Here is a 25,836-nt window from a genome sequence, read left to right as displayed (position 1 = left end):
ACTCAACAGGCACAGCTCAATAGGTCCAGTTGAGCGTGGCCAAAAAAAGCGGCGCCTTTGTGCCCAGGTAGCCGGGCTGCGCGAGCGGCACGCCAACCAGCAGCTCACTGGTGAATGTTTGCTTGGCCCACTGGGCCGAAAGACGGATGCCGGCGCCGGTGCCAGCCACGGATTGCCAGTCGCGGGTTGCGACCGATTGGGTCTGGCCGCCGTCCAGGAACAGGTACGGCTCCATGCGGATGCCGGCCAGCGCCGGCGCGTTGGCCCACACCATCTCGTTGCGCAGATACGCGCCACGGTCGCCAGCGATGGCGCCTTCGCGGAAGCCGCGCACGGTGCTGACGCCGCCCGCGTAGATCTGCTCGGAGCCGAACAGCGCCACATTGGCCCACTGCGCGACGAGCTGCGCACGCCAGGCCAGCAGGGCGTCGAAGGCCCGCGGCAACGGCAGTTGCAGGCTTGCATTGGCATCGAGCTTGGTGAACTGCGCATGCGCTTCGTCAGAGCGGATGTCGGCGGGGTCGCGGGTGGCATTGATCAGCCGCAACCCGCGCGAGACGCCCGCCTCGGCCGTGGCATAGCCCTGCTGGTCGTTGGCGGCAAAGCGCCGCAATCCGCTCCAGGCCGCGCGCAGCACGGTGAGCCGCTGGGGATCCAGCTCCAGGTTGTTGATCTCGCGCTCGCTCTTGCGATAGGTGAGGGTCAGGTCGAAAGCCTGCCGCCCGCTCCGGTCGCGGGTAAGGACCCGGTTCCAGCCCAGCGTGTGGCCAAAGGTGCGGCCGTACAGCAGCGCGGTATCGCCAATGGCGGTCTGGTACTCGGATATCGAGCCGGTATAGCTGAAGGTGTTGTAGCCGAACGGCGCCGCCGCCGAGAGCACGGCCGCATTGGTATCGCGCGTGCCCACATAGCTGGCGGAGACCGCCTCCTGCAAGCCCAGTGCGTTGTCGGCATCGATGCCCAACCGCGTGCGCGAGATGCCCGTGGTCCGGCTGCCATAGTTGTCGACGCCGGCATTGAAGCGAAAACGGTCACCGGGCTGGTTAGCCAGCGCCACCACCGAGCTGCCCGGCGTCTGCCCCGGCAGTATCTGCAGCTCGGCCCGGTTGCGGCGCAGGCGGTTGACCTGGTCAACCCCTTGCTCCAGATCCTGCAGGCGCAAGGTGTCGCCCGGCGCGGGGAATTGCCAGCCCGTGCCAGCGTCTGTCAGCAGCCCGCCGCCTACGGTATCGAGCCATCCGCTATCTTTGCCATCGACGCTACCATCGCCGCCGCGCAGGCGGATGGCGCGCCCGTTGAGGCGGATCGATTCGACCGTGCCCGGCACAACCGTGACCATCAGCACGCCGGAGGCAAGATTCTGCTCGCCCAGATAAGCACGCGTGGTGATAAACCCCCGCGCCACAAAGGCTTCGGTAAAGCGCCGCAGCAACAGGTTGATGCGATTGGTCCCCAACGACTTGCCAACGAAGGGGGCCGTGATGGCGCTGATCTCGGCATCCGACAGCACGGTATTGCCGATCACCTGGATACGTTGGATCTCGAACGTGGCCGATGTCTCGGGCACCGCCTCGATGGGTGTGTCGGGTGGCAGAACCTGCTGGCTCTCGATCCGGGCCGGTGGCTGGGTGGCCTCACGCTCCAGGTCGCGCTGGCGCTGCTCGCGCAACAGGCGCTGTGCCGGATCTTCCGGTGTGAGTTGGGGCAATGGCGCCGCCGATGGCAACGGCATTGGCGGTACCTGAGCCTGCACGGAACCGGCAGACAGGATCGCCAGGGCCAACAAGGACAGCCGGAGCCGGAGCCGGAATCGGAGTGGGGTAGCGCGCCGCATCATTGCCACACCCAGGAAGTGAAACCGAGATGGTTCTCGACGGTGACGGGAACGCGCTGGCGCGGCCGCTTCACCATGGTGGTGCCCGCAATGGCCACGTCACCCTCGAAACTGCCCCCATCCGCTACGGTGTCGCCGCTGATGCGCGTGCGGCCCGCCGCCATCCAGCTGCCGCCGATGTCCGTGGCGTAGAGCCTGGCCCAGGTGTCGCCAAAGAAGGCCTTGAAGCCCCGGTCGCGCGCGATCGCCGAGTAGCCGGTCACACCAGCGGCGTAGGTCAGCGGCGCATTGACCGTCAAGTCACCCAGCGCCAGCACGCGCCCACCTACGTTCGCGGCCAGCTTGCCCGCCTGAATGTCGATATGGCCACCGGCGGACAACAGGCCACCCGTCACGGTGGTGGTCGATGACGCCGAGGTGCGGCAGATGATCATGCAGCTGCGGGAATAATGCGCGGCGCCGCTGGTGATCCCTTCGGTGCGGAACGTGTCAGCCGCGCGCACCTTGATGTCGCCGTTGTTGGCATAGATTTCCCCGCCGGTGTTGATGACGTTGCGCCCGGTGAGCGTGGTGCCCTTGTCCGAGAGCAGATAGGCAATCTGCGCCGGCCGGTCAACCTGGCCATAGTCCACGTCAAAGCGCGCGCTGGTCTTGGTCAGCACCAGCCAGCGCTGGCCGCTGCCGGTCTGGTAGCTTGGCTGCTCGCCATTGGCACCGGCCTGCTTGGTGATCTCGTTGCGCAGGTCGCCGCCGGCCGTCACGGCAAGGTAGCCGTTCGACAGCATGCGGCCATAGCGGTTGATGACATCGCCCCCGGCCCGGACCGTGACATCGTCGCCCGCACCGAAGAAGATCCCAAGATAGTCCGGGGTGGAGGTATTGAGCACGGTGCCGCCCGTCAGCACGGTCACGGCGCCGGCGGACTGCGCTTGCCCCACGATGCGCGATTGCCCCTGGATCAGCGCGCCCTGGCTGGTCAGCTCGCGGTCGGACTGCAGCAGCACGCCACCCTGCGTGGCCACCAGCGTCGATTGCGCGGCGGCCGAGTCAAGCAGCACCGACCCCGCATGCAGCCGCACATCGGTCGCGGCCAGCACGCTGCTGTCACGCTGGACATAGCTGCCGGTGGCATCGATGGCCACGGCGGCGCCGGAGGCGCGTATGGCGGTGCCCTGCAACGCAAGATCGCGCACCTGGATACCAGTGCCGGCGACGCCGTCGACATCGGTACCGGACAGCGCCGCCGTATCTGCCTGGATGCTCAGCGAGCCATTGCGCGAAGTCAGTGCCGTGCGCGTGTCAGCCTGCGTGGTCTGGAGCCGCGATGTCGCAATGACGAGGTTGCCCGCGGCCGAGGCCTGCGTGCCGGCAAGCGCAATGCCCGCGCCAGCGTCCAGAAGCCCGATACCGCCGCTGGCGCTCAGCACCGAGCCGGTCAGCCTGATGGGTTCGCTGTGTGCCTGGCCTGCCGCGCCCATCACCAGATCCCCCGTTGCGTGGGTGCCGGCTGCCAGCGTGGTGGCATGCAGGTCAATGCGGTCGGAGGTGACTTGCAGATGGCGGCCGGCATCCAGGTTGCCTGTGCCAAGCATGCCGCCAGTGCCAATCACCACATCCTGCAGCGCATGGATCTTGCCGGAGGCGAGTTGCAGATCGCCGGTGCCGGAGACCGCGAAATCGCCGGCGGTGGCGTAGGCCGAGCCGGCATGGCGCACCCCGGCGCCTTGGTCGGTCACCAACAGTGCGATCCGCCCTGAACTCAGGCTACCCGCGGCCGTGATGTCCAGCGCGATGCCCTGGCCTGGGTTCACCGCGGGCGCGGTGTATTTCACCCACGGGTGCTTTCTTTCCGGATCGTTGTCCGTCGGAGACAGGCTTGTATCGATCTCGGCGCTGCCGGTCCCCGCCACGGCACGGATGCTTGCGTTGGCATCCCCATAAAGATTCTCGACCCTACCGCCCACCCGGATTTGCTTGGCTACGAGTTCCAGGTTCAGCAAAGTGCCTGACAGGCCGTCGGGGCCGATATCGATGGTGCCCTGGCTGGTAGTGAGGACAACATTGCGCTGTAGCTGGCCGTTGGCGACGGTGAGATTGTTGAACGACACCTGCCCGGTAGTCAGCGCAAGATTGCCAATGTTGTGCACCGTCATGCCATTTACGGTGATCCCGTTGGGATTGGCCACAATGACATTGGCGCGGTTTCCCAGCACATTCAACGGCCCTTCAAGCAATGACGGATTGGTACTCGTGACCTGATTCAGGATGGTGCGGGCGAGCACCGCGCGGTTATCGAGATCGACGCCGGCGCGCGGGACGTTGAAGTCCCGGTAGGTGTTGGTGGAAACGCCGCCAACCGCATTGGTGATGCCAACGGTGATGCGGCCATTGGCCCCCACCGTGACCGTGGGCGCGCTGTTGCCGCCATCGGGCACCACGCCAGCGGCAAGGCAAGTGCCCATGAGCAGGAGCGCCCCCCAGGCCAGAGCGGAAAGCCGCAGGCCGTGCGCCGCCATTGCGGTGACCGTCGTCTTTTGCTGCTCCATCCCAGTCTCGCCACGCCGCACAGGACCTCTCCCATTCTCAAAGTGCGCGCGAACGAAATTGGATAAGACGATGCGTAAGGCGATTCCCATGCTCAACAAGGAAACGCCGCCACGATGCTGCCGATTCTGTCGCGCTGAATTTTGACGCGACATTAGCAGAGTGCCATCGTAAAAAATTTGGGAAATTTCCCAATCTTCCGGCGTTTATTCGCTTCCGATGGCTCGGCGAACGCATCAGTCAAAGGATTTAACAAAAATTCAACAATTGTGTCCGCAACAACGGCCATGCTTTAATCAGGTGTTAGTGAAACTGAACTCATGGTCTCAACCGCGCTTTCCGCAGGGGCGGTGATCGCTCCTGAAGAGGCAAAAGGAAGAAGGGCATCTTTTTATAACGGCGCCCCGACCGCGAGGCATCACCCTACGTAGGGAGGGCGAAGCGTGTGGACCGATGACGATGACGAGAGGGATGCGGGCGAAGGAAGACAGCTCGCGTATTGAGGCTAGCGCCAGCCGATGACAACGACTTCACCGAGGCAGCAGTTTTGGTCGCAAGAACGCGCCAATGTTCGTAGAATGTTGCCACCCGCTAGGCTCAAACAGGGAGCGCAGACATGAAAGAAAGCCCGGTGCCAGCCGATTCCGGCGATGCCGCATCGCTCCCAACCAGTCGCCCTCCCTCCGACCTGGCCGACGAGATGCTGGCATTCGAGCAAACGGTACTGCGGCTGATCACGCGCAATATGCCGCTTCCGGCGCTGCTCGCCGAGGTATGCCGCCGCGCCGAGGCGATGCTTGGCGAAGGGCCGTCATGTTCCATCCTCCTGCTCGATGGCGATGGCACGCACGCGAAATTCGGCGCGGCGCCCTCGTTGCCCGACGCGTTCAGCGCGGCGATCGACGGGCTCCAGATCGGCCCCGGTGCCGGCTCATGTGGCACGGCCATGTTCGAGCGGCGCATGGTGGTGGTGGAGGATATCGCGACAGATCCCTTGTGGGACGATTATCGGCAGCTTGCGTTGCCGATCGGGCTGCGCGCCTGCTGGTCGATTCCGTTCCTGGACGATGCGGGGAAGGTGCTCGGGGCGTTTGCGGTCTACTATCGCGTCCCGCGGCGACCGACCGCCAAGGAAGAGACGATCCTGCGCAACATCGGGCAGAGCGTGGGCCTTGCCGTGCATCAGGATGCGATTGCGCAACGGCTTGCGCAGAGCGAAGAACATCACCGCTTCGTTGTCGATCTCCTGAGCGAAGGCATCCTCGTGCTAACGCCAAGCGGTATCGTGTTGGCATGCAACCCAAGTGCGCAGCGCATGCTACGCTCGGCGACGTCGCTGGTTGGCAGCAATATCTACGGCAACGTGGCGCGGTCGTTTCATGACGACGGATCGCCGATCGCGTTCTCGGACCGGCCAACGTCCCGCGTGATAGCGACGGGGCAACCGGTTCTTGGCGAGGTGATCGGGCACGAACTGACCAATGGCGAGATCATCTGGATCAGCGAGAATGTGGTCCCGATCATCAAACCCGGCGAGACGGCACCGGGTTCCCTGCTGGTCTCCTTTGTGGATATCGGGCCGGTACGCGACGCCACCCAGCGCTTGAAGTATCTCGCGACGCGAGACTCCCTGACGGGACTATTCAATCGCAGTTATCTTGCCGACCGGATGACCGAAATACTCGCGCCCGGCGACAACGACGGACAAGACCCGCTGCGCGTTGCCATCGTCTACGTCGACCTGGACGGCTTCAAGCTGGTCAACGACTCGGCCGGGCATGAAACCGGCGACGCCCTGTTGCGCAGCGTCGCCCAGCGGCTGAGCGGATGTGTACGAGAGGACGACACGCTCGCACGCGTGGGCGGCGATGAATTTGTGATCGTGATACGCGGCTATCGCAGCACCGAAGAGATCGCCGCGCTGGCCACGCAGCTTCTCGAGTCCATTGCACTGCCGTTCACGGTCGGCGAGAACGCCTATTTTATTGGCGCTTCGATTGGCATCAGCCTGTTTCCAGAAGACGGCCGTGACGCCGCAACGCTGCTGCGCAATGCGGATTCCGCCATGTACTACGCCAAGCAACTGGGGCGCAACAGCTTCCAGTTCTTTACGGCGTCGCTTAACTTACGCATGCAGCGCCGCTTTGCCGTGGAGCAATCCTTGCGGCGCGCGCTGACCGCGGGCGAGCTCAGTGTCGTCTACCAGCCCATCGTGGACGGCCAGAGCGCAAGCGCGGTTGGCGCGGAAGCCCTCCTGCGATGGCACAGCGCCGAACTCGGTCACGTCTCGCCGGAGGAGTTCATTCCGGTCGCGGAAGAGACAGGCATGATCGTAGCCATCGGCCAGTGGGTGCTGGAGCGGGCATGCGCGCAAGCAGCAGAATGGCGACGCACCATCGCACCGGATCTTTCAATGGCGGTGAACCTGTCCCCGCGCCAGATCAACGCAGGGTTGGCGCAGATGGTCCAGGGCTGCCTCACGCGCGCGGGGCTCGATCCCAGTGCACTGGAGCTGGAAATCACCGAGGGGCTCTTGATGATGGATAGCGAAACGGTGATGCCGGCGCTGATATCGCTGACCCGTACCGGCGTGAGGATTTCCGTCGACGACTTCGGCACGGGATACTCGTCGCTATCCTATCTGAAGCGCTTCCCGCTTCATAACCTCAAGATCGATCGATCATTCGTCGCCGGGCTGCCAGACAATCGCGACTCCACCGCGATTACCCACGCTGTCGTCGCGATGGCGCACTCGCTCGGCATGAGCGTAACGGCGGAGGGCGTGGAAACCCCGGAACAGGCGGCCTATCTGCGCTCCCTCGGCTGCGAGAGACAACAGGGCTTTCTATTCTGCCGGCCCGTGGAGCCTGTGGAATTTGTACGCCGGCTAGGCGAGCTTGGCTCGGCGGTGGACGCAAAATAGGGCAAATCCGGCGCTACCGTAACGCCCCCCTCCCATTTCATGGGAGAGGGGAGCAAACCAGCGTATTGCTGCTGGCCACTCGCACCCGCATGCCGTACTCACACAAAGTCCGAAGCTCCAAACTTTCTAACGGATCAATACACCTTTTCGTGTGGGCCGATGCATCGCGGGGCTAAATCCAGCGCCGCCGTGGCTCCCCTCTCCCGCATGGCGGGAGAGGGGTTGGGGGAGAGGGCGGGCCTGCGCAAAAGCGAGGCGCATCACGTTGAGCGTGCGCCCGCCCTCTCCCCCGGCCCCTCTCCCATTTCATGGGAGAGGGGAGCAAAACAGCGTATTGCTTCCAGCAACCGCGTTACTCAAGATCCTCCACAAACACCTTTCCGTATGCGGCGGCGGCGGCAACAATGAAGCCAAGCACTTCAGCGCTCAGGCCATTGATTCCCGTGAAGCTGCAAAAGTAGAATCCATAGGGCTCCACACTGGCGATGGCATCGGGCATTTGGCCCGAATTCCCCGGCGACCGGAAATCAAAACCGGAGGAACCCTTCTGGCCTGCCCCGCCGCCCGCGCGGCCGAGAATTTTCTCGGCGATGTCTTCTGACGGCAGGTCAACGACGATCTTGTATTCAATACCCATTCTGACGTCTCGGTAAAAGCTGGCGCTACCAGAAGCGGAGCGCCCCGCCCAGCATGAAGAAGATCAAGACCAGCCCGTACTCTCCGAGCAGCAGCGGCGCGATCGTCAGCAAGCCCTGGAGGACCACCGCCACCTTCCAGCGCCTGGACAAGCCATAGCGCCACCAGTACAGCGCATGCAGAATCATGGTCAGGCCGTTGGCCACCCAGACCACGCCAAGGGCCATGATGTAGTTCTGCTGTGCGATCCGCAACACCAGGAGCAGCACACCTACCATCAAGATCAGTAGCGATCCGACGCCAAGCAGAGCACGGCCCGTGGTGACCGGGTCGGACGTAGATCGTGGCATTGCATTTCCTTTGTCAGCGTGTTTGCATCCGCCGTCTCTAACCAATCCAACCCGGCACATCCCGCAGGCAGGCTTCGGGATCGATCCGCGCCGAGTTTACAGGTTTATGCCGTAGCCGGCATAGGCTGGGCTCGATCAGCCTGCGGGCTTGCAACTGGACAACGCTTGTCCAGTCCGAATACGATACCGGCGATAACAAAACTCATGCCTCACCCAAATGCCGACTCCCGCCGAAGTGCAACGCGCCGTCCTGGACATCATGGCTTCGCAGCGTCGCGATGCATGGAAGTCTCCCGAACTCAAGCGCGCAGTCATGGCAAAGCTGGGGATGTCAGGGGACCAGGAAAAGGACGTTCGCCGTGCCTTCGCCGCACTGGAAGAACAGAACTACCTGGCGGGTGAGGGCAATGGTTCCGCAAGACAGTGGAGACTGCTGGCGAACGGGCCGGCAGCTGCCGTGCGGCCATCAATCGATCTTTCGCTGGCGCTGCTCAAGCTGCGTCAGCTTGCACGGCACCACCTTCCCAATAGCGTCATCGGCGACCTCGAAGGGTACTTTGAAGGTGCTGCGCGCGTGCTCCGCGCGAACCCCATCGACAGCCGCTCGGAAAGCGCGCTGGCTTGGATGGGCAAGACCGCGCGCCTGGACGCCGGCTACCCCTTGATCCCGCCAACAGTCGACGAACAGATCTTCGAGACCATCTGGGCGGCGCTGTACCTGGACCAGACGCTATTCGTGCGCTACCAGGTGGCAGCCAGGGAGATCACGCAGCCCAAGGAATACGAGGTGCTGCCCTATGCCATCGTCGAGAAAGGCTCGTTCTGGTACCTGGTGGTCAAGCACCGGCGCTCCAGCGGCAAGCAGGGCTCGCCATGGTTGATGCGGCTCGACCGCATGCTTGCGGTAGAGAACCGCGGCTTCGTGCTCAAGCGTGAGCACGGGTTCGACCTGCAGGCCTTCATCAAGGAGGAGAAGGCGCTGGAATGGTTCGCCAGCACGCCCGAGCCGCTCGTTCTGCGCGTGCGCGAGCGTGGGTCCGTCCCAAGCCAGTTCCGATCCGTGCGGCTCTCCGACGATCAGTGCATCACCGAGGAGGAGGGCGGCTTTGTCCTGACCGCCACCGTAGCGCCGTCGATCGCGCTGAACAACCTGCTGCTGGAGCGCTCGCCGTTTGTGGAGGTCATTGCCCCGGCAAGTGTCCGGCGCGAGATCGGCAGGCTCCTCAGGGAAGCGGCTTCCCTGTACGCCGACGACGGCTGCAACGATGGCGATGGCGATGACAACACCGCCGGGCCAGCGTCCACGCAGCCATCGTCCCTGGGGTCAGTCACGTACGGGAGGCCCTAGCGCATCAGATCCGGCCAGGGAAACGCAGCCACCAGATCCGCGCTCGCCTTTTCGAAAGGGCGCGCGGAGTACATCAAGCGCCGGGCGATGACCCCGGTGCGCTGGCGCAGCGCGGCAATGGCCGCGCTCGGGCCCGCAATGGAGATCCAGGAGGGCGCCGCGTAGCCCCCACCGATCAAGGCGACCAGATCCTCCTCGATCTTGCCGGCCAGGCGCTCGGGCGCGGGGTCGGTTTGCTGCAGCAGCAAGCAGGTGGTATCCAGCGATGCCAGCTCCCGCAGCCACCTGAGCGGCTCGCTGCCCGCCGCCAGCAGCGCGGCCGGATCCAGCGTCGAGCGCAAGAGAATGCCCAGCGCACTCGCCAGGCTGCGCGAGCCAGCGAGGATCCAGCTGCCCGCACGAACGGCCGGCAGCTGGCTGGCAGCACCGAGCACAAGCGCAATCTCAAGGCTGCCGGTGTTGCGCGCCTTCCTCATCGCCTGCACCGGCCCCATGGCATTCCACATCGCGCCCCCGTTAGCGCCGGTCAGGCGCGCAGCGTCAACCAGGTGGACAACCACGTCGGCGCGCGCGCCGGCATGCCCGGCCTGCATCCATTCCAGGGCACCCGCAAACGTCGGGCAATCCATGATCACGCCCTGCACCTCCTCCGCCGAGAAACCCCACCGCTGAATCGCAACCCGCAGCGGCTTGATCGGGGTCAGCACGTCGTGGCCGATGGTCACGATGGTCATGTCGAGGGGGTCGTTCTGATGCATTTGCAGGCTCCTGTGTATCGGTAGCCGCAAGTCTGCTGCCCGCACCGGACAATTCACTGTCCGGTATCGCCCCCAATATGCACCCCTGTCATGCAGTGGAATGCCATGCAACCTCAACCGGCTGCTCAAGAAAAAGATCCAAGATTTCCCTAAAGTTATCCGAGGAATGGCCGATCTGGAATTGGCGAACGCATCACACGGCAACGCGCATCACTGGAATCCAAGATGAACACGCAATGGCAAAGCCTGATAGTCCGGCTGACAGCACACCACCCGGACCGTCTGGCAGGACTCAACCCACCCGCATCTGCCGAACGGGTGGCAGACCTTGAGCGCGAGCTCGGCGTGTCCTTGCCCGATGACTACGTGCAATGCCTGCTGGTGCACGACGGCCAGGATCGCCACGCCGAATGGCTCTTTGACGGCGCCGAATTCCTATCCACCGCGCGCGTGCTGCGCGAATGGAAGGTGTGGCACGAACTCTGGGCCAGCGGCGAGTTCGCGCAAATGACAGCAAGGCCGGATCCCGGGGTGAAGCCACTGTGGTGGTCGCCAAAATGGATCCCCTTCACCTACAACGGCGCCGGCGATCACCTCTGCCTGGACCTGGACCCGGATACCGGCGGCCAGTACGGCCAGGTCATCGCCCTGTGGCACGACGCCCCCAAGAGAGAGCGCATTGCGGACAGCTTCGGGCAATGGTTCTCGCAATTCACCGAGCGCCAGCGCTAAGCAAGCGAACGACAGCCAAGTCCAGCCAAGCCCAACCAAGAGAAGCAAGAGCAAGCAATGAGAGAATCCGCAACGCAGCTGCGCGAGCAACGGCTTCAAACCCTATTCGACGATTGCCAGCAGCATGTGCTTGCCCAGATCATCGGCCCCTTTGGCTTGTCCACGGCGATGTTCCAGGACAAGACCGGCGGCAACGTCACCACCGCCCACAACTTCGCCCAAGGCACCACCGCAACGGACGACGACAAGGCGCGATACGCGCGCTTCCGGCAAAGCGCCGACGAATTCGACCGCGCCAGCTACGCGGCAAGCACCACCGACTGGCAACGCAAGCGCGACAGCGCGGCGCAAAGCGGCATCGATGGCTACACCGGCAAGCCGCTCAGTGAAGACTTCGACCTGGACCATGTCGTTCCGCTCAAGGCCGTTGCCACCGATCCCCGCGCGCACCTTGCGCTTGGCGAAGTCAAGGACGGCACTGCCAGCGTCGACAAGATCAAGACGCTCCTGAACGACGAGGCCAACCTTGTCGGCACCGACGCCAGCCTGAACCGCTCGAAGAGCGACAGGGATGCCCAGGAATGGGCCCGTGCCAATAAGGCCGGCCAGGACGATAAAACCAACGCCGAGCACTACGAGGTGGATCCCAAGCGCATGGACGAGGCCTACCGCACCGCCTCCGACAAGATCAACGCCACCATCGACACCAGCCTGCTCAAGAAACAAACCGGCGAGCTCCTGACCACCGGCCTGGACCAGGCCGCGCGCATGGCCGTGCGCCAGGCGCTAGGGCTGCTGCTCACCGAACTGGTCAACGGCCTGTTCAATGAGTTCAAGGTCCTGATCAAACGGGGCGTGGAGGCAGGAAAAACGCTCTTCCAGGACATTCGCGAGCGCCTTGGCCGCGTCATCCAAACCGTGGCGGCAAAGCTGCCAGATGCCATGGGGCAGCTGCTTGGCGGCGGCGTCAGCGGCTTCATGAGCAATCTGCTCACGTTCCTGATCAACTCGTTCATCACCACGGCCAAACGCATCGTCACCGCCTTGCGCGAGGTACTGCTCGGCCTCTATCGCGCGTTCAAGCTCATCGCCATGCGGCCCGCACACATGACGCCGCGCGAGGCCATGCAGGCCGCGCTGAAGATCCTTGCCACCGTCGTCGCCACCACGGTCGGCGTGCTGCTTGAAGAGAGCGTGGCAGCCTTCATGCTCACCATTCCCTTGCTCAAGCCGTTTGCCGATGTGGTGTCCCCCGTGCTGGTGGGCATTGTCAGCGGCCTGCTGTCCGCCTACCTCGCCTATCAGATCGACAGCGCGTTTGACCGGCAGGCACGCGACGAGAAACTGCTGGACGAACTGATGGCCGACGCACAACGCCGCGCCGGGTTCGCGGAAGAACTGCGCGCCCTGTGTGACGCCTCCCTGCGCAATGTCGAACAGTACGCCCAAGCCATGCAGGGCTACGCCGACATCGGCGCGGCCTATGGCCAGGCAGGACAGACGAGCGCCCTCACCCTCGCCAGCCTGGAACACACCAATGCCCAGACGCGCGAGCAGGTTCGCCGCAGCCACGAAGGCGTTGCCAGCATCGAACACCGTCAACAGCAAATCGACGCATTCCTGAACCATCTCTAACACGGACAGCAGCATGAGTTACGCAGGCAAGCAGGATCTACAGATCGTTCACGCATTCTCCTCGGTGGAGCTGCCAGAGCATATTTTTAGCTCCGGCAAGATCCAGGAACTGGTCTCCCGCATGGCAGACGCCAAGAACGCCACCGAAGGCGACGGCAATCGCCTGGCCCGCCTGCGCCGCGAGAAATCCAGCAGCAATTTTGTCAGCAACTGGTGGAACGACCTCGACGACAAGATCCAGGATGCCAGCCTTGACCTTAGCCAATCCATTGGCAGCCTGACCCAGCGATCCGCGGAACTGCTGGCCGTCAACACCGCCATCTCTAAGGTCCTCAGCGACCAGCAGCAGGTGCTGCTCGAGCAGCAATCACAACTGCGCCAGCAAGCCACCGCGCTTGCCGAGCAGAACAAGCAGATCCGCGCCCAGCAGGACGAACTGGCGCAGCAGCAAACCGCGATCAACGCTGCAAACGAAGGCCTGCTGCAAGCCAAGGGCGTGTCCCAGGAGCAAGCCCTCAAGCTCATCGGCTGCGTGCAACGCGTGGAAGCCGCCGAAGCCAAGATGGAATTGGCGAACCAGGCACTGCTCCAAGGCATGGAAACCCATCTCGCCCAGGCCGCGCAGACACAACTCGCCAAGCTTCGTGCGGAGCAACTGCAGAGCACAAAGCGCACCCGCTATGCCATCGCGGCCGCGCTGAGCCTGAGCGTGCTATCGATTGCGCTGCAGCTGGCGCTGCACTTCGGCGCCAGGTAAGTCACGGATAGTGGGGTACCGGATCGGGCGGCGCGTACCCCGGTTGCAGAAAGCGGTTCCTCCGACGTTTGTGCGCGTCGATGCATCACTGGGCTAAATCCAGCACTGCCGTAGCTCCCCTCTCCCGCATGGCGGGAGAGGGGAGCAAACCAGCGTTGATGCAGAAGTCGCAAGAACCCAAAAAACAAGCGCCTCGCGCGATAGCGGCGCCGCATTGCCAGATAAAAAAGTAGAGGAAACCAAGTTCATGTCGGCAGCCAGCCAAATCCTGAGATTCTTCGTGTACCTGTCGATATTCGCGGGGCTCCTCATGCTGCGCAACGCGCTCGTCCCTCACAGTTATGACGAGCCGGTGCTCTTTCTCCTGACGGTTGCCGCAGCCGCGATACTCTGCATGCTGTATTACATCGTGTCCGAAGGGCACTGGCGGGAGATTGCCGGCAGCATCGTGATCTCGCTGGTGCTCACCGTTGCCGCGGCCCTGTTTCCGCCGCTAGGCATCCTGGTTGTGCTCTGGGTCCTCTTCAATATCGCCAAGACGCTTGCGTCCATCGTCCAGCTACTGCCGCTGGCCATCGCCAGTGTGCTGTTGTACGTACTGCTATTCCCCGCGCCAGTCCTGCGCGCGGTAGGGCTGCAAGGGTTCCTCGGCCAGCCGGTGCTGATCGCCTATGCGGCGTTCAGCATCCTCTACGCCGCGAAGGCCGCTCGGTACCCTATGAAGCTGGGACTGTTCAAGCTATCCATCATGCTGCTCTCCGTCCCGCTGCTGGCGCTGCTGATCGCATCGATCCGCTCGGGGCTGCAAAATCTGTTCAGGCAAACGCTCACGTCAACGTCGCGGGCGATCCAGATGCCTCAGACCGTCCAGGCGCACGTCCGCGCTGGCGTGCAGGTTGACGCTTACACGCGAGCCGTCTCGAAGACCATCACCGAGACGGCAATCTCCACGACGGTTGGAACCGGCGGCGTCATGCTTGGCGTGGGTGCGGAACTGGTGAAGGGGAGCGGGCCGCAGGCGCATGCCAATCGCGATGAAGCGAGATAACTCGCGCAGCGCACCCGGTTGAACTGCGCGTAACCATCTCGAAGAGAAACGCGGACCGCATAGTGCACTTTCAGTCCAATGGCCCTCGGGCCGTGGACTGCGAGCAAGGCGCCCAGTGCTTTACGACGGACACTCCCGCGGCTACCGCGGTGCAGCTTGCATTCGCCGCGCCGTTGCCCTAGAAATAATTAAACATTTCCAAAAATATCGGCGGTAGTCATAGCCGCGTGGCCCCACCGGGGCTGCGGCCGCAAGCATGCCCCCATGCCAACGACCACGGAGTGCCGGCGACCCGCGACGGGCATCGCGATCGCATTCCGCAGGAGGGGGTGATCATGTCCATCACGCGCAGAGAGTTCCTGAAGGCCACCGGCGGCGCGGCCGCCGGCATTGGTGTTTCGGCAAGCTTGCCCACCCCGGCGCAAGCCGCGCCACCCCCCGCCAATCCGGGCCGGACGACGCTGCCTTTTACCTCTAAGGTGGTTGCGCACGTCGAACAGCTGCGGGTCAATACGCCGGTCAGTTTCCTCTACCCGGACGCGGCGTCGCCCTGCGTCGCCATCAAGATGGGGATGCCGGTGCCGGGCGGGGTCGGCCCCGACCGCGACGTGGTGGCCTACAGCACGCTCTGCACGCACATGGGTTGCCCGGTTGCCTACGACGCTGGCGCACGCACCTTCAAATGCCCCTGCCATTTCAGCATCTTCGACCCCGAGAAAAGCGGCCAGATGGTGTCGGGACAGGCAACCGAGAACCTGCCGATGGTCCAGCTGCAGTACAACGCCAGCGATGGCACGGTGAGAGCCGTCGGTGTCGAGGGGCTGATCTACGGGCGTCAAGCCAACCTGCTGTGAAGGGGGCGTACTGCCATGGCAACCAAAAAGGACCGGATGGCACTGCCACCCGTGAATGCGCAGCGGACCAACTTGACCTGCCATTTCTGCATCGTCGGGTGCGGCTATCACGTCTACAAATGGCCGGAGAACATCGAGGGAGGCCGAGCACCCGGCCAGAACGCGCTGGGGCTGGATTTTCGCAAGCAGCTGCCTGCGCTGGCGGTGGTGATGACGCCAAACATGCAGAACACCGTCACCGACCGGGACGGCCAGCGCCACAACATCCTCATCGTGCCCGACAAGCAATGCAGCGTGAACCAGGGCTTGTCGTCGACGCGGGGCGGCCAGTTGGCCAAGGTGATGTACAACCCGGACGGCGTGGCCAGGGCCCGCTTGCGCAGCCCGCGCGTCTATATGGCCGACCAATGGGTCGATACCAGCTGGGACGACGCACTGGCCCTGTACGCCGGCGTGACCAAGCGGATCCTGGATCGCGACGGGCCCGCTGCGCTGGCGTTCGATTGCTTTGACCACGGTGGCGCGGGCGGTGGCTTCGAGAACACCTGGGGCACCGGCAAGCTGATGTTCACGGCGCTCAAGACGCCGCTGGTCCGGATCCACAATCGGCCGGCCTACAACTCCGAATGCCATGCCACCCGCGAGATGGGCATCGGCGAGCTCAACAACAGCTATGAGGATGCCGAACTCGCCGATGTGATCATGGCCATCGGCTGCAACTCCTACGAGACCCAGACCAATTACTTCCTGGCGCACTGGCTGCCGAATCTGCAGGGCCAGACCATGGACAAGCGCAAGACGCGCTTCCCGGGCGAGAGCATCGCCGCGGCCAAGGTGATCTTCGTGGACCCGCGCCGCACCACCACGATCGCGGTGGCGGAGCAGGCGGCCGGCAAGGACAACGTGCTGCACCTCGATATCGAGCCCGGCACCGACATTGCCCTGTTCGATGGGTTGCTGACCCATGTGGTCGACCAGGGCTGGCACGACAAGGCATTCATAGCGGGCTATACCAAGGGGTTCGATGCGGCGCTGCGCGCGAACCGGTTGTCGCTGGAAGACACCAGCCGCATCACCGGCGTGCCAGTCGACAAGCTCAGGCTCGCGGCGCAGTGGGCCTACAAGCCAAAGGCGTCCGGCCACCGGCCGCATACGATGCATGCCTATGAGAAAGGCATCATCTGGGGCAACGACAACTACCTCATCCAGTCCGCGCTGGTGGACCTGGTCCTGGCCACGCACAACGTTGGCCGGCGCGGCACGGGCGTGGTGCGCATGGGCGGGCACCAGGAGGGTTATGCCAGGCCACCCTATCCTGGCAGCACAAAGATCTACGTGGACCAGGAGATCATCCATGGCAAGGGGCTGATGTACACGGCGTGGGGCGCCAACCCATTCCAGACCACACTCAATGCGCAGGAGCACCGCGCCGTGATCCTGCGGCGCACCGCGGTTGTGCGAGAGGCGATGGCACGCCAGCGCGGGGCCACCGTGGCGCAGATGGCCGATGCGATCTACGACGCCGTGAAGAGCAAGGGCGGGCTGTTCCTGACCAACATCAACCTGTATCCCACCAGCCTGGCTGACGCCGCCCACCTGATGCTGCCGGCCGCGCATCCGGGCGAGATGCACCTGACCTCGATGAACGGCGAGCGCCGGATGCGCTTGTCGGACAAGTTCATGGATCCACCGGGCACCGCGCGCCCCGACTGCCTGATCGCCGCCGATATCGCCAGTACGCTCAAGCGCTTGTACGAGGCCGAGGGCAAGGGCGAGATGGCCGCGCGCTTTGGCGGCTTCGACTGGCGAACCGAAGAGGACGCCTTCAATGACGGCTTCCGCCAGGCGGGCCAGCCCGGCGCCGTCCCGATCGACAGCCAGGGCGGCACGACCGGTAACCTGGTCACATACGAGCGCCTGCGTGCGATGGGCAACAATGGCGTGCAGCTACCCACAAAGGCATATCGCAACGGCCAGCTGGTCGGGACCGAAATGCTCTACATGGACGGCAAGTTCGATACGCCCGACGGCAAGGCCGAGTTCAAGCCGGCGACCTGGCCCGGGCTACCAAAGCCGGTCGCCGAGCAGAAGGCCAAGTATCACTTCTGGATCAACAACGGCCGGGTCAACGAGGTATGGCAGACGATGTACCACGACCAGTTCAACGAGTTCGTGCGTGCGCGGGTGCCCATGGCCTATCTCGAGATCCATCCCGCGGACGCGCAAGCGCTGGGCGTGGCCTCCGGCGACGTGGTCGAGGTCTATAACGACTACGGCTCCACCTATGCCCTTGCCTACCTGGAGCCAGACATCAAACGCAACCAGACGTTCATGCAGTTTGGTCATTTCAACGGGGTCATGGGCAACGTGACCACGCCGTGGACCGACCGCAATGTGGTGCCGTACTACAAGGGCACCTGGGCGGACCTGCGCCGCGTTGGCAGCATGCAGGACTTCAAGGACACCATCAGCTTCAAGCGGCGACGGATCGACCGCACCTAGCGCAAACCCGGTTGGCGGCGCGCGTGTTAAAGCGCGACGCTCAGCAGCCACCCGGCCGCTCCGCTGCAGATGACAACCAGCCACGGCGGAAGCTTCCAGAACATGAGCGCCACAAACGCGATCACCGCGAGCCCGAAGTCGGCGGGCCCGTGCACGGCGCTGGTCCACACGGGATGATAGAGCGCGGCCAGCAACAGCCCCACCACACCCGCATTCACGCCGGCAAGCGCCGCCTGCGTGCGCACGTTGCGGCGCAGCTGCTCCCAGAACGGCAACGTGCCGGCCACCAACAAAAACGACGGGACAAAAATAGCCACCAGGCACACCAGCGCGCCGACCCACCCGCTCGGCGCAACCGTCATGGACGCGCCAAGAAACGCCGCAAACGTGAAGAGCGGCCCCGGCACCGCCTGCGCTGCGCCGTAGCCCGCCAGGAAGGTGTCATTCGTGACCCAGCCGCTGGGCACAACCGCGGCTTGCAAGAGGGGCAGCACCACGTGCCCCCCGCCAAAGACCAGCGATCCCGCACGATAGAACGCACCCGCTACCGCCAGCGTCTGATTGGGCCACGCTTGCACAGCGAGAGGCAGGCCCGCCAGCAGGATGAAGAAAACGCCCAGCAGCAAGCCCCCGACACGCCGGCTGATCGAGATCGGCAGCGGGTCGTGGGTTACATCGCGGGCTGGCTTGAACATCGCCAGGCCCACCACGGCGGACGCAGCGATCACGCCGACCTGTCCCCACGCATTCGGCCAAAGCAGGGCGACGCAGGCGGAGAACGCCGCAATGGTGATGCGGGTCGTGTCCGTGCACAGACTGCGGGCCATGCCCCAGACGGCCTGCGCGACCACGGCCACGGCCACCACCTTCAGGCCGTGCAACGCGCCGGCCGGTATCACATCGCCCCACGTGGAAATGCTGAGCGCAAACAGCACCAGGGCCACTGCGGACGGCAGCGTGAACCCTACCCAGGCCGCCACCGCGCCCATGAAGCCGGCGCGCGACAGGCCTATCGCCATGCCAACCTGGCTGCTGGCGGGACCGGGCAAAAACTGGCAGAGGGCAACCAGATCCGCGTAGCTGCGCTCGCTCAGCCAGCGCCGACGCGTGACAAATTCCGCCCGGAAGTAGCCCAGGTGGGCAATTGGCCCCCCAAAGGAAGTCAGGCCCAGCCGGAGGAACGCGAGAAACACCGCCCAGGCATTGCCAGTGGCATCCCTGTCCCTCTTGACCTCATTCTCGGTGGCTAGCATCCATTCAACTCCGCTTCGGTTGGCAAACAATCGATTTTCGCGATCGAAGATCGATAATCCTGCCATGCTAGCGACCCTGGATGACAAGCGTCAAACCAACGCGCCGGCGGGCACGGCCCACCGTGCAGCCGGCGTCGCCTATCGTCGACCTGGCGCCCACGCCGCCCGCCTTCGTCTCCCGCATTCGTCGCCCTTGTTTTTGGCCAACACTTCCAATATTATGGAAATATGGAAGAAAACGATGCTCTCCGCGCTCTCGCCGCCCTGGCCCATGGCCTGCGGCTACAGGTGTTCCGCCTGCTGGTGGTGGCCGGGCCATCCGGGTTGACGCCCGGCGCGATGACCGAGCAGATCGGAGTGCCCGGTGCGACGCTGTCCTTCCACCTGAAGGAATTGATGCATGCCCGCCTGATCACGCAAGAGCGTGAAGGCAGGCACCTGATCTATCGCGCCGCGTTTGCGCACATGAATGACCTGCTTGGCTTCCTGACAGCCAACTGCTGCCAAGGCGAGGCTTGCCTCGACAATGCCGCCACTACCGTTTGTGCGTGTTGAGCGTGTTGAAGGGAAACCCCAATGCAGCGCTTTCCTGTCCACCTCAATGTCCAGGACCTCGACAAGCACATTGCCTTCTACGCGAAGCGGTTCGCGGCCGAGCCAACCCGAAGCACGTGATAGGTCCACGACACATCAAACTGACCACAACCAGGCGGTTCCCATGACAACCAACGTCCTGATCCTTTGTACCCACAACTCGGCCCGCAGCGTGTTGAGCGAAGGCATGCTCAACCATCTGGCAAGGCAGCTCGGCAAGGATGTCCGGGCCTATAGCGCCGGCAGCGCGCCAAGCGGGCGCATCAACCCGTTTGCACTCGACGCGCTGAGCCAGGCCGGCGTCAGCGTGGAAGGCGTTCGCAGCAAGAGCTGGGACGAGTTCGTCGGTGACGATGCCCCCAAGATGGACATCGTGATCACCGTGTGCGATAGCGCCGCGGCCGAGGCCTGCCCATACTGGCCGGGCAGCCCGGTCAAGGTGCACTGGGGCTATGCCGATCCCTCGCACGCGCAGGGCGGCGACGACGCAAAACGCCTTGCGTTCGAGCTCACGCGTCAAGCCATCGGCTACCGCATGCTGCAACTGCTCATGCTGCCGCTTGAAACCATGGATCCTGCGCAACGGCAGCAAGCCCTGACCAAGATCGCGCGGAGCTAACTGCCATGATCGGTCTGCCGCGCCAGGTTGCAGGGGAAGTGATCGGTACCGCGTTGCTGCTTGCCGTGGTGATCGGCTCGGGCATCATGGCGGAGCGCCTGGCCGGCGGCAATGTTGCCGTCGCCCTGCTGGCCAACACGCTAGCTACGGTAGGCGGCCTGTACGTGCTCATCGAGGTCTTCGGCCCGATCAGCGGCGCGCATTTCAATCCCGCCGTGAGCCTGGTGATGGCCGTGAAGGGCGAACTGCCCCGGTCCGCCCTGGCCCCTTACATCGTCGCCCAGCTGGCCGGCGCGGTGCTAGGCGCCTGGCTGGCGCATGCCATGTTCGATATGAGCCTCCTGCAGGTCTCGGCCAAGATCCGCAGCGGGCCAGGCCAATGGATCGCAGAGACCGTGGCAACGGCCGGCCTGATCCTGGTCATCCTCCGCGCCCCCAACGGACGCGCCCCCGCCATGGTGGCAAGCTACATCGGCGCGGCCTACTGGTTTACCGCCTCCACCTCCTTCGCCAACCCCGCCGCCGTTTTCGGGCGGATGTTCAGCAATAGCTTCGCCGGCATTGCGCCCGCGAGCGTGCCCGGCTTCATGCTCGCCGAACTGCTCGGCGCCTGTATCGGCCTGCTGCTGCATACCGCATTGCTGCCGCGCGTGCAGGAACAGGGCCACCCAAACGTGATCGAGGCCTCAGGCCAACAGGAAGACGAGCGCGGAACGGGTGAGCCCATCTGAGGACAGGCGTCGATACGTGACACCTGCCCGGCCAGATCCATCGTGGCGGGCTCGACAGTCCGCACGGTTCGCCGCGCAACTCACTCCGACCCGGCCGGCGCCTTTGTCCGTGCCGCACGCTTGGGCTTGCACGCAAAGGAAGGGACATCGCAGCCCTTCGGATCCCCTTCACAGCAGTGCGCCATCAGGAATCCAAGCAGCTCGTTCATCCGCTCGTAGCGCGCCTGGTAGATGACGTTCCGGCCCTCCTGCCGGCTCGCGACCAGCCCGGCATTGGCCAGCTCCTTGAGATGAAAAGACAAGGTTGCCGGCGGCAGGCCCAACGCCTCGCCAATCCGCCCGGCATGCATGCCGGCCGGGCCGGCCTGGACCAGCAGGCGGAAGATCGCCAGGCGAGATTGCTGCGCCAGCGCGGCCAGGGCTTTTACGGCGGTTTCGCTGTCCATCAGAAGGCTCGCGGTAGTGGTGCTACCGCGTATTCTCCGCCAGAACGAAGGCCAGCGGGCCGCATTCGGGAAGCCCATTCCTGCGCGGGACTTGCGCGTGGAAAGCTGCGCCGAAGGTTCGGTGCCACACAGATCACCTCCCACACAAGAGAATAATCTTCACAAGCGCAGAGCCAGCGTGGCAGGACCCGACCACCTCAACAGAAGAGGGGGCAAAACAATATGCATCACCAAGCTGTGCTAGCCGCAAGGATGGCGGCCGTTGCCCTGTCCGTCGCGGCCCTGTTTGCCGCTGCCGCAGCCTGTGCGCAAACGCCAGCGCGGCAAAGCGACGTCAGCAAGGCGCAAAGGATGTCGGTCTGCCAGTGCGTAGCCGACCTCCTTTTCATGGCCGCGCAACAGCGCGATACAGGGGTGCCCAGGCAAGATGTACTCACAAAGCTGAGTCAGGTTGGCGGGGACGACCCGCTCTTTCTCTCCACCGCCACCGAGGCGACCAACATTGCGTACGACATGCCGCAGATATCGCCGGCGAAACTGAGGAAGATTCACATCGAGAGGTGCAGGAAGGGGGGCAGATGAAGAGTGTGGACGCCAGATCCTGCCCGGCGAGTGGCGCGATCGTGTGCCGCGTCAGCGGTGCTTGCACTTGTCCGCAGCGCGGTACTTGCTCTCCAGCCTCGCAAGCACATCTTCAGCAGGCTTAGGGGTGCCACTTGCCATGCCCGCCGCAATTGCGGCGCGCAGCGCCTCCAGTTCGATGCCGTTTGACAAACAGGCTGCCGGGCGGGGAGAAGTCATCCAGCGCACGCCTAGCGAATCTGCGAGGTTGGTTCCGGACCCGGGCAACAAGGGTGCGGACACCCCGGCATGAAATTGATATGCGCAAAATTCGGCGGCTCCGCCGACTTGCCAGGTTTGTAGCGAGGGATTTCCATGGAAATCATGCTCACCGGCACACCAAAAGTCGTCAGCCAATGCTCCAGGTGCGATACGCGCTTGCGCGCGAGAGCATGACTGACTCCATTGGTGGGGGCCTCGTAGACGAGAATGTAAAACTCCTTCTTGTTCTCAAAGGCTGCCGGATCGTCGATCATCCACTCCGCCAATCTGCGAACTTCCGAAGCCGGCAAGCAATCCGAGCCGGGCTCGAAATTGCTGTTGAAGGAAATGTCGAAGCTGCAAGCCAGGGCGGGCTGCGCCAAGATCGCTGCTGCTGCAGCAACCGTACGGAAGTACTTGGACAGTGACATAGGTGGCCACGTTGTCGGCATTCTGAATGCACTGCGGGTTCTTTGCCGCAGCCTCTCGCTCGGCAGGTATATAGCAGATAGAAGAAATCCTCTGCCGCCATTGCATTGGAAATCGGCACCCCGCGCCCCCCCCCCCAACTTCAATTCACTGACGCGGGTGTTGCACTTGGGACTTGAAACCGCCCATTCTTATAGATGCGCTTCCTCATACACAGGACGAAGGTCCTCAATCGGATACACAACGACATGACCTGCCGGAAGATCATTGTCAACAAAATCAACCTTTCCGGGTGCGTTATGGACGAAATCGGGCGGCAACTTGCTCAGGTCAAATCCGGGTTGTTTCATATAGCCAGCGAACTTGTCATGAGCCTCTTTCAAAAGCTTATCCGCCATGGCCATGCTGTCCCTAATCACCGATTCAATATCCGGCATCCTCGATGGATTAAGTATCGATTTTTCACTGTGCGTAGAAAGTGATCCCCCCGTATGGGGATCGAAATCACGAGCAGCCCCATTTGCAGCGGATTGCGATATATTAGAAACTACATTGCCGTTCGAGTCCAAGAACTTCCACCCCTCGAAATTGCTTTCGGTGTAGTGGGCAAATTTTGTTCCTTCACCATCGTACCGATCGGCCACCCGACTCCATTCAACCATCGAATAAACTGTCGTCATCACCACCGCGCCGGACTTGTCATAGTAAGTATCCTTTAATGGATGGCGGTGAGCCACGTCGAATGTGGATGCCTTGAAAAGATGTCCATCCAGGGTGTAGGATTCCTGCAAAATTGTTTCTCCCCGTGCGTCGTACTTGGAAAGAAATTTTCTGGGATCTCCACTTGGAATGTTGAAATTAATCCCATGTCCGGTGGTTTCTGTCTTCACCGTGTATTCGCCGTCAGGAAGATAAGTATATTTACTATGTGAAACTAACTTTCCAGCTTTGTTGTGCTGTGTTGTCTCCAAGGTCTTCCCATCAGCGCTACGAAGGACGAGATCCCTACCATATCCACTCTCCCTTAACACTGTGGAGAGCCCATCCTCCGAGTACGCGAACGTTGTCGTATCGTAGGCGGTGCCGTCTTCATTGAAGCATTTACTGGAAACTAGCAGGCCGTTTTTGGAAATATGATCCTCACGAGACATCATGTATTGTCCCGAAATTCTGGTCACCATCGATCCGTCGTCCGCAATTTTAGTAACCTCAATCTTCGGCGCCGGGCCGTTGAACGTCGTCTTGGTGTACTCGCTCCCCGTAGAGTCCACGGCTAGTCGAGTCCCCGTACCGTCTTTATTCACCGCGAACATCGCACCGCCGAAATTGACGGCGACAGTACCATCTTGATTGATCTGTGCGACGTCCACCCGGCCGCTATAATTCGAGAGATACATGGACCAGGCATTTTCGAGGGATGCTGGGGCACCGCCAGTAGGATAAACAAGACTGACAAAGTACTTCGCTGCGTCAGCCACGGTGCTGAAGAATTTCTCCGCGCCACTGGATATCGCAATATCAACGGTATGTAGCGCACCGGCAGCTACGGTGGGGACATTGAGTTCCTTGACATAGTCGTAGATATGGCTACGAACGGAGTTCAGCAGGATCTCGCTTTGTTTAGAGAATGCGGAAACGGAGTTCACTCGCTCCAGCCAGGCGTCAGCCTGCGCGCGGATTTGGGCATCCGCGCTGAACTGGCTGATCCCCCAAACAGCCGCGTAGCTGGAGTTGCCCACATAGAACTCATAGAAGGGGTTCGTCTGACCATTGAGCAACCCCTGCCAGAAAGCCTCACGACCTTCCGCGTTGTCGCCGAATAGAGCAAAAGGAGTGTTCAATGTCCACGCATCGTGAGGCAATTGATGATCAATGAACACCGCGTTATGAAGACCCCACGCTTCTTCAGCGGTGATGTCGCGAGTTATCTCTCCGTTTTCCTCAATTTGCTCCTTCAAGATGGCGAGATAGCCTTTAGCCATATCCTCTTTAATTGAGGAAACATCTGCTTCCGTGAGTGTCCGGCCAGATTTCGCTGCGGTTTGCTCCAAGAATGCAATGGCAACAATCCCGCTGGAATTGCTCGCGGACAGTACGCCGGCTGCGAGGCCGGCATATTTGAACCCTTGACTCTCCAGATAGCCATAGAACTCACGAAATTTCCCGTCGATCACCAACTTCTCGATTGACCGAAAATCCTTTTTATCAATTTTCAATTTCATATTATTACCTCCAGATATAAGAATTATCTCATCACAAAGCTAACAATGACTTCTCTCAACGTTTCCTGCATCCTCCGCCAGTCCTTCAACTCACTTTTCAAATAGGAAAATGAAACCATTGCGTTGATCTCGGGAAGAATGAACTTTTGCCTACATTGTTTTTTTCCCGTAGGAACAGGGCTCGCGCCCTCACCACACCTGATAACCGTCTGCCATGCTTCATCATCGAAGATGAGGGAAACATTACTGAAGTCGCTCCTCGAATAATCTGGACCAACTAAAAGTAGCTGCTTCAGACCGTAGATACGCTGACCGCTATCAGCATATGTCCATTGGTTTACCCCGGCTTTGGCTATTCGGCCGATTAGCCCCTTCATCCATTGCTCGGGGGGGGCGTTTATCAATTGAACGGATACTCCAACGCCAATCCATGGATTTTCCGAAGGGGGGCCGCTAAGCGCCTTGGCGACCTGCTGGGCCTCGTCAACTCGACGGGGCCGCATTTCCGGTGGCAGGACGAGAATGGAGAAGCTCTCAAGCGGAGAATCCTGTGTCCGAGCTGGCTTGCTCTTGACGGGAGTCCATGGATCATCCCCTTTGTATTGCGGCGGAAAGAAAACGTATTCACCCGGAATACGAACATTCACGCCATTCAAGGCGCCCACAACGTCGTCCGGGAATGAGCGCCCGATCTCGCGAGGCGGGGTTGGCGCACCTGACGGGCTCCTCCCACACCCGGCAATTGCTGCCACAATGCTCAGGCCGAGAATCGCAAATAAAATTGATTTCCGATTCATTT

Annotated in this window: 22 protein-coding genes; 11 read left to right on the top strand and 11 right to left on the bottom strand. The window is 62.5% G+C overall.

Going from position 1 to position 25,836, the window contains the following annotated elements:
- Positions 1 to 16: 16 nt before the first annotated feature.
- Together AC1RQC_RS02940 and AC1RQC_RS02935 are read right to left on the bottom strand one after the other, a co-directional pair.
- Positions 17 to 1,837 (bottom strand): ShlB/FhaC/HecB family hemolysin secretion/activation protein, encoded by a 1,821-nt coding sequence (locus tag AC1RQC_RS02940; protein ID WP_492882419.1) that lies wholly within the window; start codon positions 1,835 to 1,837, stop codon positions 17 to 19.
- Positions 1,834 to 4,380 (bottom strand): filamentous hemagglutinin N-terminal domain-containing protein, encoded by a 2,547-nt coding sequence (locus tag AC1RQC_RS02935; protein ID WP_492882418.1) that lies wholly within the window; start codon positions 4,378 to 4,380, stop codon positions 1,834 to 1,836. Before AC1RQC_RS02935 ends, AC1RQC_RS02940 begins: the two co-directional genes overlap by 4 nt.
- Before the next feature lie 614 nt (positions 4,381 to 4,994).
- Between AC1RQC_RS02935 and AC1RQC_RS02930 the strand changes: the two genes are divergently transcribed.
- A complete protein-coding gene (locus AC1RQC_RS02930) occupies positions 4,995 to 7,301 on the top strand; it encodes a putative bifunctional diguanylate cyclase/phosphodiesterase (RefSeq protein WP_492882417.1) in 2,307 nt (768 codons plus the stop codon).
- 352 nt (positions 7,302 to 7,653) lie between these two features.
- On the opposite strand, the gene AC1RQC_RS02925 is transcribed toward AC1RQC_RS02930, so the two are convergent.
- Both AC1RQC_RS02925 and AC1RQC_RS02920 read right to left on the bottom strand, forming a co-directional pair.
- A complete protein-coding gene (locus AC1RQC_RS02925; RefSeq protein WP_492882416.1) occupies positions 7,654 to 7,938 on the bottom strand; it encodes a hypothetical protein in 285 nt (94 codons plus the stop codon).
- Between the two features lie 25 nt (positions 7,939 to 7,963).
- Complete coding sequence (locus tag AC1RQC_RS02920) at positions 7,964 to 8,287, bottom strand: hypothetical protein (protein ID WP_492882415.1); 324 nt, start codon at positions 8,285 to 8,287, stop codon at positions 7,964 to 7,966.
- A 259-nt stretch (positions 8,288 to 8,546) separates the two neighbouring features.
- Between AC1RQC_RS02920 and AC1RQC_RS02915 the strand changes: the two genes are divergently transcribed.
- The gene (locus AC1RQC_RS02915) at positions 8,547 to 9,635 is read left to right on the top strand and encodes a helix-turn-helix transcriptional regulator (protein ID WP_492882414.1); all 1,089 of its coding nucleotides are present in this window, start codon (positions 8,547 to 8,549) and stop codon (positions 9,633 to 9,635) included.
- Here the strand turns inward: AC1RQC_RS02915 and AC1RQC_RS02910 are convergent.
- Positions 9,632 to 10,393: a hypothetical protein gene (locus AC1RQC_RS02910; RefSeq protein WP_492882413.1), complete on the bottom strand. Its 762-nt coding sequence runs from the start codon at positions 10,391 to 10,393 to the stop codon at positions 9,632 to 9,634. The two genes, AC1RQC_RS02915 and AC1RQC_RS02910, sit on opposite strands and share 4 nt — an antisense overlap.
- 225 nt (positions 10,394 to 10,618) lie before the next feature.
- On the opposite strand from AC1RQC_RS02910, the gene AC1RQC_RS02905 reads away from it, so the two are divergent.
- The 6 genes from AC1RQC_RS02905 (at position 10,619) to AC1RQC_RS02880 (ending at position 17,921) form a co-directional block, all read left to right on the top strand.
- Positions 10,619 to 11,125 carry an SMI1/KNR4 family protein gene (locus tag AC1RQC_RS02905; RefSeq protein ID WP_492882412.1) on the top strand — a complete coding sequence of 169 codons (507 nt, stop codon included), beginning with the start codon at positions 10,619 to 10,621 and terminating at the stop codon, positions 11,123 to 11,125.
- A gap of 57 nt (positions 11,126 to 11,182) precedes the next feature.
- Positions 11,183 to 12,760, top strand: a complete 1,578-nt coding sequence (locus AC1RQC_RS02900) for an AI-2E family transporter (RefSeq protein WP_492882411.1) — start codon at positions 11,183 to 11,185, stop codon at positions 12,758 to 12,760.
- A gap of 13 nt (positions 12,761 to 12,773) precedes the next feature.
- Positions 12,774 to 13,517, top strand: coding sequence for a hypothetical protein (locus tag AC1RQC_RS02895; RefSeq protein WP_492882410.1), 744 nt, complete (start codon positions 12,774 to 12,776; stop codon positions 13,515 to 13,517).
- 247 nt (positions 13,518 to 13,764) lie between these two features.
- Positions 13,765 to 14,565, top strand: a complete 801-nt coding sequence (locus AC1RQC_RS02890) for a hypothetical protein (protein WP_492882409.1) — start codon at positions 13,765 to 13,767, stop codon at positions 14,563 to 14,565.
- Positions 14,566 to 14,900: 335 nt separating this feature from the next.
- Positions 14,901 to 15,419: an arsenate reductase (azurin) small subunit gene (locus AC1RQC_RS02885; protein ID WP_492882408.1), complete on the top strand. Its 519-nt coding sequence runs from the start codon at positions 14,901 to 14,903 to the stop codon at positions 15,417 to 15,419.
- A 15-nt stretch (positions 15,420 to 15,434) separates the two neighbouring features.
- The gene (locus AC1RQC_RS02880; RefSeq protein ID WP_492882407.1) at positions 15,435 to 17,921 is read left to right on the top strand and encodes an arsenate reductase (azurin) large subunit; all 2,487 of its coding nucleotides are present in this window, start codon (positions 15,435 to 15,437) and stop codon (positions 17,919 to 17,921) included.
- A gap of 26 nt (positions 17,922 to 17,947) precedes the next feature.
- Here the strand turns inward: AC1RQC_RS02880 and chrA are convergent, their stop codons facing one another.
- Positions 17,948 to 19,174: a chromate efflux transporter gene (gene chrA / locus AC1RQC_RS02875; RefSeq protein WP_492882406.1), complete on the bottom strand. Its 1,227-nt coding sequence runs from the start codon at positions 19,172 to 19,174 to the stop codon at positions 17,948 to 17,950.
- Positions 19,175 to 19,402: 228 nt separating this feature from the next.
- On the opposite strand from chrA, the gene AC1RQC_RS02870 reads away from it, so the two are divergent.
- The 3 genes from AC1RQC_RS02870 to AC1RQC_RS02860 all read left to right on the top strand — a co-directional run bounded on the left by AC1RQC_RS02870 (position 19,403) and on the right by AC1RQC_RS02860 (position 21,118).
- Positions 19,403 to 19,729, top strand: a complete 327-nt coding sequence (locus tag AC1RQC_RS02870) for an ArsR/SmtB family transcription factor (RefSeq protein WP_492809268.1) — start codon at positions 19,403 to 19,405, stop codon at positions 19,727 to 19,729.
- 163 nt (positions 19,730 to 19,892) lie between these two features.
- The gene (locus AC1RQC_RS02865) at positions 19,893 to 20,387 is read left to right on the top strand and encodes an arsenate reductase ArsC (RefSeq protein WP_492882405.1); all 495 of its coding nucleotides are present in this window, start codon (positions 19,893 to 19,895) and stop codon (positions 20,385 to 20,387) included.
- Positions 20,388 to 20,392: 5 nt separating this feature from the next.
- Positions 20,393 to 21,118, top strand: a complete 726-nt coding sequence (locus AC1RQC_RS02860; protein ID WP_492882404.1) for an aquaporin — start codon at positions 20,393 to 20,395, stop codon at positions 21,116 to 21,118.
- 80 nt (positions 21,119 to 21,198) lie between these two features.
- Here the strand turns inward: AC1RQC_RS02860 and AC1RQC_RS02855 are convergent, their stop codons facing one another.
- The 5 genes from AC1RQC_RS02855 to AC1RQC_RS02835 all read right to left on the bottom strand — a co-directional run bounded on the left by AC1RQC_RS02855 (position 21,199) and on the right by AC1RQC_RS02835 (position 25,834).
- Complete coding sequence (locus tag AC1RQC_RS02855) at positions 21,199 to 21,564, bottom strand: ArsR/SmtB family transcription factor (RefSeq protein ID WP_441630194.1); 366 nt, start codon at positions 21,562 to 21,564, stop codon at positions 21,199 to 21,201.
- Between the two features lie 633 nt (positions 21,565 to 22,197).
- The gene (locus AC1RQC_RS02850; RefSeq protein WP_492882403.1) at positions 22,198 to 22,365 is read right to left on the bottom strand and encodes a ribbon-helix-helix domain-containing protein; all 168 of its coding nucleotides are present in this window, start codon (positions 22,363 to 22,365) and stop codon (positions 22,198 to 22,200) included.
- Between the two features lie 11 nt (positions 22,366 to 22,376).
- On the bottom strand, positions 22,377 to 22,817 hold the full coding sequence (locus tag AC1RQC_RS02845) for a hypothetical protein (RefSeq protein WP_492882402.1): 441 nt from the start codon (positions 22,815 to 22,817) through the stop codon (positions 22,377 to 22,379).
- Positions 22,818 to 23,006: 189 nt separating this feature from the next.
- Positions 23,007 to 25,037 carry a hypothetical protein gene (locus AC1RQC_RS02840; protein WP_492882401.1) on the bottom strand — a complete coding sequence of 677 codons (2,031 nt, stop codon included), beginning with the start codon at positions 25,035 to 25,037 and terminating at the stop codon, positions 23,007 to 23,009.
- Positions 25,038 to 25,060: 23 nt separating this feature from the next.
- Entirely contained in the window at positions 25,061 to 25,834 is a 774-nt protein-coding gene (locus AC1RQC_RS02835; protein WP_492882400.1) for a hypothetical protein, read from the bottom strand.
- Positions 25,835 to 25,836 lie beyond the last annotated feature (2 nt).

It is taken from the genome of Cupriavidus sp. GW822-FHT03E04 (assembly GCF_058801495.1).
The sequence above is the reverse complement of the archived record's forward strand: the minus strand, read 5'-3'. Positions and strand labels throughout refer to the sequence as shown.

Excerpts from the sequence above, each read along its gene's own strand:
- AC1RQC_RS02925 (WP_492882416.1), bottom strand. The coding sequence starts at position 7,938 with ATGGGTATTGAATACAAGATCGTCGTTGACCTGCCGTCAGAAGACATC.
- AC1RQC_RS02850 (WP_492882403.1), bottom strand. The coding sequence starts at position 22,365 with ATGACTTCTCCCCGCCCGGCAGCCTGTTTGTCAAACGGCATCGAACTG.
- chrA (WP_492882406.1), bottom strand. The coding sequence starts at position 19,174 with ATGCTAGCCACCGAGAATGAGGTCAAGAGGGACAGGGATGCCACTGGC.
- AC1RQC_RS02845 (WP_492882402.1), bottom strand. The coding sequence starts at position 22,817 with ATGTCACTGTCCAAGTACTTCCGTACGGTTGCTGCAGCAGCAGCGATC.
- AC1RQC_RS02840 (WP_492882401.1), bottom strand. The coding sequence starts at position 25,037 with ATGAAATTGAAAATTGATAAAAAGGATTTTCGGTCAATCGAGAAGTTG.
- AC1RQC_RS02900 (WP_492882411.1), top strand. The coding sequence starts at position 11,183 with ATGAGAGAATCCGCAACGCAGCTGCGCGAGCAACGGCTTCAAACCCTA.
- AC1RQC_RS02935 (WP_492882418.1), bottom strand. The coding sequence starts at position 4,380 with ATGGAGCAGCAAAAGACGACGGTCACCGCAATGGCGGCGCACGGCCTG.
- AC1RQC_RS02895 (WP_492882410.1), top strand. The coding sequence starts at position 12,774 with ATGAGTTACGCAGGCAAGCAGGATCTACAGATCGTTCACGCATTCTCC.
- AC1RQC_RS02905 (WP_492882412.1), top strand. The coding sequence starts at position 10,619 with ATGAACACGCAATGGCAAAGCCTGATAGTCCGGCTGACAGCACACCAC.
- AC1RQC_RS02920 (WP_492882415.1), bottom strand. The coding sequence starts at position 8,287 with ATGCCACGATCTACGTCCGACCCGGTCACCACGGGCCGTGCTCTGCTT.
- AC1RQC_RS02870 (WP_492809268.1), top strand. The coding sequence starts at position 19,403 with ATGGAAGAAAACGATGCTCTCCGCGCTCTCGCCGCCCTGGCCCATGGC.
- AC1RQC_RS02835 (WP_492882400.1), bottom strand. The coding sequence starts at position 25,834 with ATGAATCGGAAATCAATTTTATTTGCGATTCTCGGCCTGAGCATTGTG.
- AC1RQC_RS02865 (WP_492882405.1), top strand. The coding sequence starts at position 19,893 with ATGACAACCAACGTCCTGATCCTTTGTACCCACAACTCGGCCCGCAGC.
- AC1RQC_RS02880 (WP_492882407.1), top strand. The coding sequence starts at position 15,435 with ATGGCAACCAAAAAGGACCGGATGGCACTGCCACCCGTGAATGCGCAG.
- AC1RQC_RS02930 (WP_492882417.1), top strand. The coding sequence starts at position 4,995 with ATGAAAGAAAGCCCGGTGCCAGCCGATTCCGGCGATGCCGCATCGCTC.
- AC1RQC_RS02885 (WP_492882408.1), top strand. The coding sequence starts at position 14,901 with ATGTCCATCACGCGCAGAGAGTTCCTGAAGGCCACCGGCGGCGCGGCC.
- AC1RQC_RS02860 (WP_492882404.1), top strand. The coding sequence starts at position 20,393 with ATGATCGGTCTGCCGCGCCAGGTTGCAGGGGAAGTGATCGGTACCGCG.
- AC1RQC_RS02855 (WP_441630194.1), bottom strand. The coding sequence starts at position 21,564 with ATGGACAGCGAAACCGCCGTAAAAGCCCTGGCCGCGCTGGCGCAGCAA.
- AC1RQC_RS02910 (WP_492882413.1), bottom strand. The coding sequence starts at position 10,393 with ATGCATCAGAACGACCCCCTCGACATGACCATCGTGACCATCGGCCAC.
- AC1RQC_RS02890 (WP_492882409.1), top strand. The coding sequence starts at position 13,765 with ATGTCGGCAGCCAGCCAAATCCTGAGATTCTTCGTGTACCTGTCGATA.
- AC1RQC_RS02915 (WP_492882414.1), top strand. The coding sequence starts at position 8,547 with ATGGCTTCGCAGCGTCGCGATGCATGGAAGTCTCCCGAACTCAAGCGC.
- AC1RQC_RS02940 (WP_492882419.1), bottom strand. The coding sequence starts at position 1,837 with ATGATGCGGCGCGCTACCCCACTCCGATTCCGGCTCCGGCTCCGGCTG.